Annotated in this window: 11 protein-coding genes and 1 pseudogene; 1 reads left to right on the top strand and 11 read right to left on the bottom strand. The window is 55.4% G+C overall.

The window, feature by feature from the left end; translation table 11 throughout:
• Nucleotides 1-204: 204 nt before the first annotated feature.
• The 11 genes and pseudogenes from B157_RS0117905 to B157_RS38320 all read right to left on the bottom strand — a co-directional run bounded on the left by B157_RS0117905 (nt 205) and on the right by B157_RS38320 (nt 12168).
• Nucleotides 205-801 carry a transposase gene (locus B157_RS0117905; protein ID WP_169521675.1) on the bottom strand — a complete coding sequence of 199 codons (597 nt, stop codon included), beginning with the start codon at nt 799-801 and terminating at the stop codon, nt 205-207.
• 89 nt (nt 802-890) lie between these two features.
• Nucleotides 891-1103 carry a helix-turn-helix domain-containing protein gene (locus B157_RS0117900; protein ID WP_020602315.1) on the bottom strand — a complete coding sequence of 71 codons (213 nt, stop codon included), beginning with the start codon at nt 1101-1103 and terminating at the stop codon, nt 891-893.
• 39 nt (nt 1104-1142) lie between these two features.
• Nucleotides 1143-1625 (bottom strand): annotated as a pseudogene (locus tag B157_RS40540) (transposase); the annotation flags it as partial.
• A 396-nt stretch (nt 1626-2021) separates the two neighbouring features.
• Nucleotides 2022-2696: a hypothetical protein gene (locus B157_RS0117890; RefSeq protein ID WP_245565122.1), complete on the bottom strand. Its 675-nt coding sequence runs from the start codon at nt 2694-2696 to the stop codon at nt 2022-2024.
• Between the two features lie 4 nt (nt 2697-2700).
• Nucleotides 2701-4335 (bottom strand): RagB/SusD family nutrient uptake outer membrane protein, encoded by a 1635-nt coding sequence (locus B157_RS0117885; RefSeq protein ID WP_020604685.1) that lies wholly within the window; start codon nt 4333-4335, stop codon nt 2701-2703.
• 20 nt (nt 4336-4355) lie between these two features.
• Nucleotides 4356-7895 carry a SusC/RagA family TonB-linked outer membrane protein gene (locus tag B157_RS0117880; protein WP_245565121.1) on the bottom strand — a complete coding sequence of 1180 codons (3540 nt, stop codon included), beginning with the start codon at nt 7893-7895 and terminating at the stop codon, nt 4356-4358.
• A gap of 27 nt (nt 7896-7922) precedes the next feature.
• Nucleotides 7923-8972 carry a FecR domain-containing protein gene (locus tag B157_RS0117875; protein ID WP_020604683.1) on the bottom strand — a complete coding sequence of 350 codons (1050 nt, stop codon included), beginning with the start codon at nt 8970-8972 and terminating at the stop codon, nt 7923-7925.
• Nucleotides 8973-9031: 59 nt separating this feature from the next.
• Nucleotides 9032-9631 (bottom strand): RNA polymerase sigma-70 factor, encoded by a 600-nt coding sequence (locus tag B157_RS0117870; protein ID WP_020604682.1) that lies wholly within the window; start codon nt 9629-9631, stop codon nt 9032-9034.
• 445 nt (nt 9632-10076) lie between these two features.
• Nucleotides 10077-11543 (bottom strand): DASH family cryptochrome, encoded by a 1467-nt coding sequence (locus B157_RS0117865; protein WP_020604681.1) that lies wholly within the window; start codon nt 11541-11543, stop codon nt 10077-10079.
• Nucleotides 11540-11668: a hypothetical protein gene (locus B157_RS40105; protein ID WP_020604680.1), complete on the bottom strand. Its 129-nt coding sequence runs from the start codon at nt 11666-11668 to the stop codon at nt 11540-11542. Before B157_RS40105 ends, B157_RS0117865 begins: the two co-directional genes overlap by 4 nt.
• 332 nt (nt 11669-12000) lie before the next feature.
• Nucleotides 12001-12168 (bottom strand): lmo0937 family membrane protein, encoded by a 168-nt coding sequence (locus B157_RS38320; protein WP_020604679.1) that lies wholly within the window; start codon nt 12166-12168, stop codon nt 12001-12003.
• 222 nt (nt 12169-12390) lie between these two features.
• On the opposite strand from B157_RS38320, the gene B157_RS39795 reads away from it, so the two are divergent.
• Nucleotides 12391-12570 carry a hypothetical protein gene (locus B157_RS39795; RefSeq protein WP_020604678.1) on the top strand — a complete coding sequence of 60 codons (180 nt, stop codon included), beginning with the start codon at nt 12391-12393 and terminating at the stop codon, nt 12568-12570.
• Nucleotides 12571-12814: the final 244 nt, after the last annotated feature.

Genomic DNA, 12814 nt, shown 5'->3' with positions numbered 1-12814 from the left:
TATAGACTTTACGCTGACGTATCAGAATTAAAGATAGAACTATACCAAGAAAGCTGATTTTGGTACTGGTCCCACCAACTAGCCGCAAATGATAGCTGGTCTTTTACTTGATCAAAACCGCTCGCAAAGTGCTTCACTAACTCATCGAGTTGTTTGACAAATTGATGCTGGTTAACCCAACGTTTACTGCTTTTCCAGAGCTTCTCAATCGGGTTCAACCGCGGTGGCGGACCACTCAGGGCTGTAAGGCGGAATCCAAACAAAGAAAATACGCCGTTCCCAACCCCACGTTTCTAATGCCTTGTGAGTCGAAGCGTTATCCCAAAACACCACTAACGCATCACAATCTGTCTGGGCCGCTTTCACCGCCAAAAGAGCGGTTTTGATGCTCTCCATTTTTCCATTGCTCAATGCTGTCAGATAACTACAGGCATTAATGCCGTAAAATCCAAAGAAACTCTGACTACCCCGGTCAGTATTCACCACCCGACTCAAGCCCGGCTCGAAGGCCCAAAACCGCGTGTTATTACTGTGTAATTGAGCCGCCGTTTCATCAGCAAAACCCCACCCTACTCGCTCTAAATTATAACCCATCGCTTGCAAAGCGTCAAAGGTGGCCTCAATCCGGTCGGCTAACTGCTCCGGCGCATCGTCTGACCGACGATAATCACGCGGACGCGGTTTGTAAAAGTACATCCCTTCCCGTTGGCGCAATAGCTGGCACCAATGGCTGGAGCAGTAGCGAATCCCGCCCATTTCGACAAAGATTCCTGCTAACTCCTCTGCCGTCCAATGTTGCACAGGTTGCCTTTGGAGATGGCTACGCCAAGCCTCCCAAACTGATTCTTCAACCTGTAGACTGGCCCCACCCCCTTTCCCTCGCCGGCTGATCAACTCTTTTTTTTTAGGTCTTTTTGCTGCTGATTCCAGCGGTTCAACCATTTGTAAAGGGTAGAAAGGGGCAAGCCTGTTTGGGTGGCTACGGCTTCCATATTTCCCTTCTGTTGGTGGATCATTCGAAGTACCAACGCCTTCAAGTCGGGGCTGTAATCGACGGTCTCGTCCAGTACTTCATCTAGCAGTTCAGCGTCATCTACCCGCATAGGTCAACGTTCGTTTTAGCTTTTTTCAAGATAGCGATTCTAATTCGTTGTCGAAAACTCTATAGTAACAAGAATAAAGGGCTTGTTATCAAATAAATGGTATGCCACTAAGCCCTCTAAGATGTAAACTAAGGTGAACACAGCATCATTGATATCAGACACATTAGTCAGGGTCAATAGGCAATTCATAATCTCATCTAACTCACTGGTAAACAGACTTATACCTAGACCATAAAACCAACCCGTCGATGACTTGTCTCGCCCGGCAATGTCCTAGAAAACCCGATGGCTATGGATGCGTTTATTGTCACAAACGGGTAGTTTTTTACTATCAGCAAAGTAACAACCCGTCTGTTGATTGAGTAAGCAGAGATATTTGGTCAGTACATGGAGAGCAGGTATCAACCGGGGTAACAAATCAATTATCTTTTGGTAGGTGACCTACTCAGGGAAATACGTTTTCATCTGAGGAAATACTAAACGGGTGTAGTAGTATTCAAAGTTTTTGTAGCCCAAGTGATGCCGGGTAGTTTGAGCCACATCGGCTACCGGCCAGATTTGCGTCTGCACCACAAACGGGCCATCGAAGACGAAGCTGCCCGGCGTGGATTCGCCGTTGGCCTGGAACACCTGGCGGTAGTTGCTGGCCGTGGTCTGGAGGAGGTTGATCACCAGCAACCCCGGTCAGCCGGTGGTAGTGACCGATACGATACTTTTCAACCTTTACTCCGCCATTGTCACGATGTCAAAACGGCGACCGATCGACTAGAAAAGTCATCAAAAGCCACGCATCAGTGCTGGCTCACTGAGGAGTCATGTGAGGTGAAAGTCTCACGCATGGTTTTGACGACCAGCCACCAGAGCGATCCGCCCATCTGAGTCTATCATAAGAGACAGCCTTCTTTTGAAATCATCATATTACTGCTTCGTAAACGTCGCCGTGAATAGTACAATCTTGCCGCCCCACACGGGGTTTGTGTCCTGATTGGCGGGGGTGATGGCCACCTGCGGCAGGTTACCCACGCCCCCCGTCGTCTGGAAACTCAGCACGAGCCGGTTGCTGGTTACGTCGCGCACCGTGAGGGGGTAGTTGGGGTAACTCGCGTAGGTATATACCGGCTGGTTCTGCGCATTGGGTGATACGGTTCCGTGAAACACGAAATCGTAGTTCCAGCGTGTCACCACACCCCGCGTGTAGGTCGGGCGGCCAATGCGCAGGAGCGACACCCCCTCGTTGGCACCACCCGACACAAAGAAGTTACCCTGCTGGCGCAGACCGCGGTTTCGGGTAAAAAACGTGTCGACGCGGGCCGTAGCCACCGTACCGATGTAGAGCGTATCGGTGAAAGGCATAATGGGATTGACCCGGCCCGACACCAGCAGCGGGGCCGTAGTGGGCGTGAGCGTTACGGTCGTGTCGCGCAGGTTGGGGATGCTGCCTACCTGGTATTTGAGTTGAAGCTGGGCCGGAAGCCATACGCCCCGAAGCTGCGTTTTCAGCGCGTCAGCGGGAACGAGCGTCGGCAGGGCCGGGTCCTGACAGGCCGTCAGCAGGCCCAGTGCAGCCCCGATAGCATACGAAAAATATCTCATCTGATTAGTCATTTTGAACGGCGAGGGGATTTCGGTCTAAATACGTTTGCGGCACCAGAAACACGGTGAAGCGGCTGTTCCAGAGCACGGGCTGGCAACCCGTAACGGCGCAGTCGACGTTACCCGGCGAGAGCAGCCGGTCGGCGGGGTCGATGACTTCGCGACGGCGTTTGAGATCGAACACCCGCTGTCCTTCAGTGAAGAGTTCGCGGACCTGCTCGGTCTTGACTTCTTCGGCCAGATTCGCCAGAGCGGTGGTGAGGGCGGGTAGGCCTGCCCGCTGCCGAATGGCGTTCAGGTCGGCCAGGGCCGTTGCCGCATTGCCTTTACGGGCGTTCATTTCGGCCCGCAGCAGTATAAACTCCGCCGAGCGGTACTGGATCACATTGGTGTTCACTCCATTGGTTATGTTCGTGGTACCATTGCCCCATTTACGGGTGAACCACAGCCGGTTAGGGCTGCTCCAGAGCGTAGCCGCCGTAGTGGCCTGGGTCGTGTCGATCAGGGTGCGGTAGCGCAGGTCGCGGGTGCGGTCGAAGCTGGCCAGGGTTTTGAACCGCTGACTCATGCGCAGGTTGGGGCCGCTGGTCAGCGTATTGACGTTGGCCAGTTGCGCCGACGTATAGGGCGTTTGCAGGACGTAATGCACCCGCAACGGGGCACTATTGCTGGTCTGTACGTTACGGCCCGGTACGTTCACGAGTTCAAAGATCACTTCGTCGCGGGTGGGGCTGTTGGTGGTAGGCATAACGCCCGACCGTTGGTATAGGGCTGTCAGCATCTGACTACCCGCAATGAGCGGAAAGCGGTACGCGCTACCCGTGCCAAGCAGCCGGTTGCAGACCGCCAGGCAACTATCGACGTTATCCTGCTGGGCATACACCCGCGCCATTAGGGCCAGGGCCGCGTACTTATTGGCGCGGGGCTGATAGTCGGGCAGGTGGCGGGCGGGGTCGTAGCTTTCAGGCAACAGCCGTTCGGCCCGGCGCAGGTCGGCCAGTACAGAGTCGTAAGCCACTTTTACGCTTGGGCGCGGGTAGGCCAGATCGCCAAACGTATCGAGCGATTTATAGGGGGCAATCGATCCAGGCTGGCTATTGTCGGGCGTATAGCCCCAGGGATAGGCCAGCAGCCGGATCTGCTCAAAGATGGCCATAGCCCGGATAAACCGCGCTTCGCCCTCAAACCGGTCGCGTTGCTGGGCAATGTCGAGCCGGGGGTTAGTTTCGCCGGGCGTCTGCACCTGCCCCGACCGCAGAATCTCCAGAACATTATTGGCATTAGTGATCCCGAACGTACTCCACTGTAGAAACTCGGCCTGGAAGCCATAATCTACCTCTCGGTGGGTGTAGGTATAGACCTGCGACGAGCGCGAAGGACTGTTGCGGTAGCTGGTATTGTTGATGCCCACCAGATCCCCGAATAACTCGCCGAACAGGATTCCGTTACCGCTAAAGGCAACATTTCGGGCAATTCCCGAATACGCGCCCGTTGTCAGGATTTCCAGTTCCTGAACGGTGCGGACGTTTTCGGCCTGGATAAGGGTTTTCGACTCGACCTCGTCGAGGTAATTCTCGCAGCCACTCAGGCCGGTAAGCAGCGCGAGGGTCAGCACCAGCAGGGTTTGTTTCGTTGTCATAGCTTTACGTATCGAGAAGGTTAGAAACCGAGGTTAAGCCCGACGACTACGGTGCGCACCTGGGGCAGATCGTTATTAGTTACGCCGGGGCCGAGGTTGGCCGCAGCATCGCTGCCTCCGCCATTGCGGAATACCTCCGGGTCCCAGCCCTGGAATTTCGTGATGGTCAGCAGGTTTTGGCCCGTGGCATACACCCGCAGGCTACGCAGTTTGAGCTTACGGGCCGTTTCGGGAGCCAGGGTGTAGCCAATCTGTACGTTCTTGAGCCGGGCAAAGGAGCCGTCGTGCAAAAACCGCGTCGATTCGATGCTGCGGGCGTTCGAGTTAAAGACCAGCCGACTCAGGTTGGCATTGTCGTTCCGGCCGATGGCTTCCTGCACGTTACCCACACCCGGAATGGTCCGGCGCAGCACCTGACCCGCTGCCGGATAGCTCTGGGTGCGTTCGCCCTGATCATAAATCCAGTTGCCCTGCTGAAAATAAATCAGCGCACTCACATCCACCCGCCCAAACCGGACCGTGTTGTTCAGCCCGCCGAAGAACACCGGATAGGGTGTACGGTTGTCGATAATGAAGTTGTTGTTGCCCGCCTGGTTATTGACCGTACCATCCCAGAGGTTGCCCGTCCTGATGGTTTGCCCATTGTTGGCATAGACCGAGCGGTCACGTTCGTAAAACAGTTCATTACCGGTTTGCGGATCGAACCCGGCAAACTGCGCCATGTAGTAATTGCCCAGCGGGTAGCCCGGTGTGGCAATGTTGGGGCCGCTGATGAACTGGAAGGGATAGCTCAGGAAGGGCGCGTCATAGGTGCTGAGTACCTGGTTAGCGTTACGGGCAATATTAAAATTAGTTTCCCAGCTAAACCGTTTGGTCTGCACGTTGCGGGTGTTGAGCGAAAACTCGACACCCCGGTTGCGCACTGACCCCAAGTTGATCGTGATAATGTTGGTGATCGTACCCGCCAGTGGTCCCAGCGAATAATCGAGCAATAATCCATTCGAGACTTTGTTGTAATAATCTATCGTACCGCTAATGCGGTTGCCCAGCAACCCAAAATCAAGTCCCAGATTACTTTGCCGGGTCGACTCCCAGCTCAGGTCCCGGTTGCCGAGGCTCGTAAACTGCCCGCCCTGCGCCCCGCCGTATATAGCCGCGTTATAGCCCACGTAAGTAAATACTTTCTGCCAGGAGTAGTTGCCAATTTCGGCGTTGCCCGTCAGCCCGTAGCTGGCCCGCAGCTTCAGAAAGCTGATGGCCGGTACTGCCCGCATGAACGGCTCGTCGCTCACGACCCAGCCTACCGATGCGCTCGGAAACGTGGCCCAGCGTTTGCCCGGCCCAAACCGGCTCGACCCGTCGGTCCGCAGGCTCACCTCGGCTAAGTACCGGTCTTTGTAGGCGTAATTGAGTCGACCAAAAAACGACACGAACCGGTACGTAAGCTGGTTATCGAACACTACCGTCCGGGCGGTGTCGGTACCCTGACGGGCTCCTTCCGGCACGTTTTCGGTAATGTAGTTGGCGTTGCTGTTGAGCGTACTCTGCACACTGTTGCCCACCAGGATTTTAAACGAATGGTCTTTGGCCACCGTCCGTGCATACTGAACGGTGTTGTTGTAGTTGACGGTCTGGTTCCGTACCACCTGGTTTACTGCGCGTCCGTTCCCGCCCTGCTCGGCTCCGATAATTCCCTTCGGATAAAGCGTCTGGTTCTGGAGTTCATCGTTTTTAGTGCGCTGGTAATCGAGTCCTACTTCCGACCGGACGGTCAGACCCGCCACGGGCGTCAGTTGCAGAAAAGCCGTGTTGGTACTTCGGAAGGTATGCGCCAGATTGTAAAAGTTATCCCGGAAGAAAACCGGGTTGGTGCCGGCACTGATGCTGTTGTTAGTACCGTTGGCAATACCATTGAAATACGTGCCATTGGCAAGCTGCACCGGATAGGTAGGCAGGGATGAACTCAGGGCCGACTGGTACGTTCTGCTGAGCGGTACGGTCTGGTTGTCGATGCCGTTGGCCGAGAGGTTCACACCCGCCTGCAACCACGATACGGGCGTAAACGACGCGTTGACCCGTCCACTGATGCGCTGAAACGACTGCCCGATCACAATACCATCCTCGTCGCGAAACGAGCCACTGCCGTACAGCGAGAACTTCTTCCCCCCCACCGATGCGCTGACCGATGCCTGCCGGTACCGCCCCTGCCGCAGCACCTGATCGAGCCAGTTGGTGCGGCCGTTGTACAGCGTAGTTGAGTCGGCCAGTTGACTGTCGATGGCCGGAGCCAGGGTGCCCTGCAAAATGCCCGTGGGTAACAGGTTTCGCAGATTAGGTACCACCGGTGTCAGACCCGACAGGGTTGTGTTGCGGGCCGACTGTTTGTAAATATTGAGCAGGTCGGCACCGTTGTCCACAAAATCGACCCGGTTGGTGGCCGTGCTCACGCCCTGCTCGTAGCTGACGTCGAACTGGGGTTTTCCCGACTTGCCTTTCTTGGTCGTAATGAGAATAACCCCGTTGGCCGCCCGCGAACCGTACAGTACCGACGCCGACGCATCTTTGAGGATTTCCATGCTGGCAATGTCGTTGGGGTTTATTTCGGCCAGTGGGTTCATGGCCACCCCGCCCGCTCCAAACGCGGCTGACAGCACCGGCACGCCATCGATCACGATGAGCGGCTGCGAGTTGGAGTTGATGGAGGCCACGCCCCGCACGTTGATGCGCACAGCCCCGCCCGGCGAACCGCCCGCCTGCGTAATCTGTACTCCGGCGGCCCGTCCCTGTAGAGCCACGTCGGGACTGGCGGCTGTGTTGAGCCGGATGTCGGCGGCTTTCACGCTGGCAATGGAGCCGGTCACGTCGCGGGTGCGCTGCTCGCCAAAAGCCACCACCTGCACCTCGCTGAGCGACCGCTCGTCGGGCGTCAGTACCACGTTCAGCGTCGACTGGCTGCCCACCGGTACTTCCTGCCGTTCGTAGCCCACGAAGGAGAACACCAGTACCGGACTGCCTCCATCCGGCACCGACAGGCTGTACTGCCCGGCCTGGTCAGTGACGGCACCACGCGTGGTACCTTTTACGCTTACATTCACACCCGGTATGCCGTCGGGGCTATCGGTGGCCGTTACGCGCCCGCTCACGGTGCGTTCTACGGTGGCCGTTGGCACGGTTGAGTCGGTGGTGCGCAGGATGAGTTGCCGGCCACTCTGCTCAAATGTCATATCCAGCGGACCAAGCAGGCTGGTCAGTACCTGCGTCAGGGGCTGATCGGTCACGTTCAGCGACTGACGCACGGTGCGCAGCCGGTCGGTGCTGTACAGGAAGGAGTAGCCACTCTGACGCTCGATCTCTTTCAGGATCTGGTCGACGGGACGGTTGCGGGCGGTCAGCGAGATCATCACCTGGCGGGCGGGATGACGAATGGGTGTGTCCGTACTGACCGGGCTAAACTGGGCCAGGGCGTTTCGTTCGCTGTTGAGTTCCTGAGCAACCAGCAGGGCGGGTGTCAGGCAGGTGCCAAGCGTCAGGCTCAGCAGCATTTGGCAAAGGTGTTTCATACAAAACAGGGATTAAGAGCGGATTTATCAACGGCATGGGCGGCCACTGATGCGTACGTTTTTGGTGGTGAGCGTATACTGAAACTGGCCGGTACGGCTCATCAGGTCCATCACCTCGTGCAGCGACTGCCCCTCGAAGGTGGCCGTAAGGGGGCAGTCGGCAATGGCGTTGGTTAACTGCACGGGCAGGCCATACCAGCGTTCCAGGGTCTGGGCTACTTCGCGCATGGGCGTCTGGTCAAACACGAGCTGGTTGTCTTTCCAGGCCACTTCGTTACGGGCTACCACCGGCTCTTCAGTTACGGCCAGCGTCTGCACGGCCTGGGTTACGTGGTGGTTCGGCAGAATAAACGTGGTGTCGGAAGCCGGACGGATGGCCGTCGGCTGGGTGGCCGGGTTCGGTATGAACGCAACCCGACCCGTTACTACGGTGGTTTTCACGGTGGCGTCGCCGGGATAAGCCCGCACGTTGAACGATGTACCCAGCACCCGGACCGACGCCGTTGCCAGTCGAATCACGAATGGCTGACGGGGGTTATGGGTCACGTCGAAAAAAGCCTCGCCCCTTAGCCTCACCTCGCGCAGGGAGCCGGTAAATTTTTTGGGGTATTCGAGTCGACTGTCGGCGTTGAGCCAGACCCGGCTCCCGTCGGGCAGGATCATCATGGCCCGTTTGCCCACGGTCGTAGCCGCCACCTGCGGGGGCGTTGCGTCGGTGCTAAACTGGCGATATCCGCCGTAGGCAAGCAATAGCAGACCCGCCACGGCCGCAGCCAGTTGCCAGCGGCCAGAGCCGAACCACGTACGATGGGTAAAAAGTGGCCGAACCACGGTGTCGGATTGGGTAGTGAGCTGGGGGGCAATGTAACGGTCCCAGACGGCCGCCGGGTCAGATGGCGGTGCTACTGGCTGGGTCAGCGAGCCGGTCTGAAGCCAGCGCAATCGGATTTCGGCAAAAGCGCGTTGGTTGGCTTTGTCAGCGCGCAGCCAGTTGCTCACCGTCTGCTGTTCGTCGGGTGTGGCTTCGTTGGCGAGGTAGCGGGCCAGTAAAGGCCAGGGAGGCAGGTTGTCGTTCATGCGGGGGGGTGATCTACCAGTAGAGACAGTCGTTCTACCCCCCTACCCCTAAACGATTCTCAGAAAAAATAAGAAAATAATAAGACACCTTGCAGCAATGCGTGTTCGCCGAGAGTATGCGCCAAATGGCTCAGGCGTTTAAGGGCAATACCCATCTGAATTTCGACCGTTTTGGGCGCAATACCCAGTTCGTCGGCCACGTCGCGGTACGAACGCTGCTGTTCGCGGACCATCCTGAAAATTAACCGGCAACGGGGGGGCAGGGTCTCTACGATCTGCGCCAGCTGGTAGTACATGTCGTTCCATACGGTGGCCTGTTCGGGGTTGGCATCGTCGGGCGCGGCCATGTCAGGGACGTCGTCGAGCGGCAGCAGGGGCCGGGCTTTCTGGCGGTGGTGATTCAGGCAGTGGTTTTTGATGGCCACCAGCAGATACGAACGGATATGCGCTACCTCGGTTAGGGTCCGGCGTCGGGCCCATAGTTTCAGGAACACATCGGAGGTCAGTTCTTCGGCAGTTTCCTGCTCACGTACGTAAGAGAAAGCCATCCGGTAGGCATCCGGGTAAAAATAATCGAAGAACGCCCGAAACGCCCGGCTATCGTCGGAATGGGCCATAGCGGCCAGCCATTGCCGAATGGTATCGGGCGAAGTATCCATGTTGAAGGAACTTGATTATTCAAGCAAAGAATTAAACTATTTTCCTGCAAATAACTATTTTTTGGCTAAATCTACCCTGTCAGTAGTGAGAATTTTCTGCCGTTTACCGCTGCGGTATGTTCCTGAAGTAGCTTGACAAATTCAGGATTTTTTTTGGCTAACGGACACGCTTATAACATGTTGGACTTTTTTGGAAAAAGTGTGCCTTATCGGTCGGCTCTTCCAATAAAAAGCCTTTCCATGGCAGGTTACGCCAGCAGCAACGAATGAACACCGAACCAACACCTTTTCGGTTTGTGATGGCATTTAGCTTGTCAGCATAACTATCCCGCAGGTTGGTTAAGGGAAGCTCATCAATCACAATGGGCGGATAGAGAAACGGGGTGCGCCAATGACACAATTCCCGTTTCGGGGCGGTTCCACCGATTGGCCTGACAGGCCAGGTCTAATCTCCTTCCGGTGCCTGTTTATATCGCGTCCACTTGATCGGATCGACTAAGGGAAACGGGTACGTGGCCCCCAACTCAACACCCCAGCTGGCTAGCTCCCTGGCACTGTTGAGTGATAGCAGATGAAGCTTATCGGCGGGTACGTGCCGGAGTTCTGGACACCAGTGTTTAACGTACTCTCCCTGTGGGTCATACCGGGTGGCCTGGGTGTAACTATTAAAATAACGGTCCCCATGCGCATCCGCCCCGACCCCGGCTACCATGTTCCAATTACCCCAGTTACTGGCTGGATCGTAATCGATCAGCTGACTTTCCATATAAGCCGCTCCCCAGGGCCACCACACGCTAAGGTCGGGCTTTTCACCCCGGTGGAGCAATAGACTGGCCACATTCTGACGGCCCCGGTTGGACATAAAGCCCGTGGCGTTTAACTCCCGCATGTTGGCATCTACGAATGGAATGCCGGTCTGACCAGCGGCCCACTTAGCGAACAGATCATCGTCTTTCTTCCAGCCAGTCGTTGGGGCATGCCGCGGGCCGCTGGCCAGAAAAATCCGGTGACCCTGCCGGGCGGCCTGAAACCGAAAATAATCCCGCCAGATCAGTTCAAAGATCAGCCAGTAAGTCGATACGTTTTTCTTACGCTCCTGTTCGTAGCGCCTGACTTCCCAATACACCCGGCGAGGGGATAGACAACCGTTGGCTAACCAGGCCGAAAATTTACTTGAGTAGTCTTCGCCCAATAGCTGATTACGGGTGTATTTATAGGTACGAAGCAGGTCACGTTGCCAGAAATACGTTTCTACCCGTTGCAGAGCTTCGGTTTCTCCACCCAAAAAGTGAATGGCGGCCCGGTCGTCAGGGATGGGTGCCTCCAGGCCCAGAGTTTCCAGGGTAGGTAGCTCCCCGGGCGCAATATCGGGCAGGACGGGTAAGGTGGGCACGGGCACTTCTTGCCGCACCTGGGCCTGTTTTTCACAGCCCTTCCGAAAGTCCCGGTACGCATCCGGCACCACCGATAGCTCGAACGGTAAATCGTCCGGGTGGTACAGGGAGAGCATCCAAAAGAGCTTCAGCTGCCCGCCAACCGGGTGCAGTGCCTGCTTAATTTCCTCTTCCAATCGGGTCTCTTCGGTGGTAGCTTCCTGCCCGGCGTAGACGGCACTGGCCTGATACTGACGAACCAGTTCAGCCAACACCTGCCGGGGGTCGCCAGCACGAATCAGCAGGTCGGATCCCTTCTGTTGCAGGCTACGGCGCAGATCGGCTAAACTTTCGAGCAGAAAGCGCATCCGGTGCCCCCCCGCTTTGGGGAAGTTACGACCGGGCACGGTTTCTATCGAAGTGGGATCAAGGATATAGACGGGCAGTACGACTTCAGCGTCCTGGCAAGATTGATACAACGCGGGATTATCGTGCAGCCGCAGGTCATTACGAAACCAGTGGATAATCGTTTTTTTCATACGGATACCAGCGCTTCAAAGCTGGTAAAGGCAATTGTTCTTAAGCTGTTATCACATTTGAGGATAGGTTCGCCGGTGCGCGTATTATCGAGCCGTAAACCGATTTTGCTGGCAGAGCGTTCCATAACCGAGCATTGAGTAATCCCCAAAAATCAAGGATAACCTTTTGAAAACCAACAGGAAGTACCTTGTTGGTCAACGCTCGCTTTTTTGACGCTGTATTAAGAATTCAGGTTGACACCTGTCAAAATAGCCGTTCACGAAATTCCCTCAATAAGCGAACAGCTATTTTTAACAACCGGCATGTACTACCCACCCTATACGAGCCTGAAAACGTTCACAAAATCGTTCTTTTCGTTAGTTGCCGTTGCAAACAGGCGCGTTGTTTAACGGCTGGCTCTGTTCAGATCTGAACAGAGCCAGCCGTTCTGCCATACGTAAGGACCGACGAAATCGCTCAAATACTTCGGCCCTGGATCAACCGAAAAATAATGGCAATGACCGCAATCACTAATAGTATGTGAATCAGTCCGCTACCCGCAATACCAGCGCCTAAAACACCTAAAAATCCCAGAAGCCAAATAATAATCAGCACAACAGCGATTATATACAGAAGATTGCCCATACGAATTGAGTTTAAAGGGTGAAAACAAGCGTATTTTCCAATAGAACTCGGATACGGGAAAAGTGTTATGAAAGTTAATCTACTGGTACCTGTTCCAAGCCCATACGTGGCAGACCCGGTACCATTCCCTCCTATTAGTTGAACATAGTTCTCTACCGCCTGTTGGTTTGTAGCCGACTAAACGCTGTTAGTCGGTTTACACAACAAAACCAATAAAAGCACATGACCAGTCAAACGAACAACACCAGCATTAACCCCACTTCATCGGTTGGATCATCCACCCTGATGACGGCGATCTTCACCAATCGTGACGCGGCCGAGACCACTTATGATGCCTTGTTGGCTCATGGATTTTCGAAAGACGATGTAACCATTGTCATGACGGATGAAACGCGTAAGTAGCATTTTGATTCCCGTACTTCCGATGATTCGGCTTTGACGGACAAAACCCTTGAGGGAGCCGGTAAAGGATCTGCTATTGGGGGTACGGTGGGCGCCGTAGCGGCTGCTATTGCCACAGGGTTTCCAGTTGAGTGGGGTCCAATCGGCGAAAGCAAATTAGAGGCATATCCCATTTACGATATCGACCACACAATTTATTCAAAAATCACCCGGTGTGTTCACTGGTAAATAACTGATCCTGACC

The organism is Spirosoma spitsbergense DSM 19989, assembly GCF_000374085.1.
GTDB lineage: Bacteria > Bacteroidota > Bacteroidia > Cytophagales > Spirosomataceae > Spirosoma > Spirosoma spitsbergense.
The sequence above is the reverse complement of the archived record's forward strand: the minus strand, read 5'-3'. Positions and strand labels throughout refer to the sequence as shown.

Coding starts and splice junctions, on each gene's coding strand:
- B157_RS0117870 (WP_020604682.1), bottom strand. CDS start 9,631: ATGGATACTTCGCCCGATACCATTCGGCAATGGCTGGCCGCTATGGCC.
- B157_RS0117865 (WP_020604681.1), bottom strand. CDS start 11,543: ATGAAAAAAACGATTATCCACTGGTTTCGTAATGACCTGCGGCTGCAC.
- B157_RS38320 (WP_020604679.1), bottom strand. CDS start 12,168: ATGGGCAATCTTCTGTATATAATCGCTGTTGTGCTGATTATTATTTGG.
- B157_RS40105 (WP_020604680.1), bottom strand. CDS start 11,668: ATGGAACGCTCTGCCAGCAAAATCGGTTTACGGCTCGATAATACGCGC.
- B157_RS0117900 (WP_020602315.1), bottom strand. CDS start 1,103: ATGCGGGTAGATGACGCTGAACTGCTAGATGAAGTACTGGACGAGACC.
- B157_RS0117890 (WP_245565122.1), bottom strand. CDS start 2,696: ATGAGATATTTTTCGTATGCTATCGGGGCTGCACTGGGCCTGCTGACG.
- B157_RS39795 (WP_020604678.1), top strand. CDS start 12,391: ATGACCAGTCAAACGAACAACACCAGCATTAACCCCACTTCATCGGTT.
- B157_RS0117880 (WP_245565121.1), bottom strand. CDS start 7,895: ATGAAACACCTTTGCCAAATGCTGCTGAGCCTGACGCTTGGCACCTGC.
- B157_RS0117875 (WP_020604683.1), bottom strand. CDS start 8,972: ATGAACGACAACCTGCCTCCCTGGCCTTTACTGGCCCGCTACCTCGCC.
- B157_RS0117885 (WP_020604685.1), bottom strand. CDS start 4,335: ATGACAACGAAACAAACCCTGCTGGTGCTGACCCTCGCGCTGCTTACC.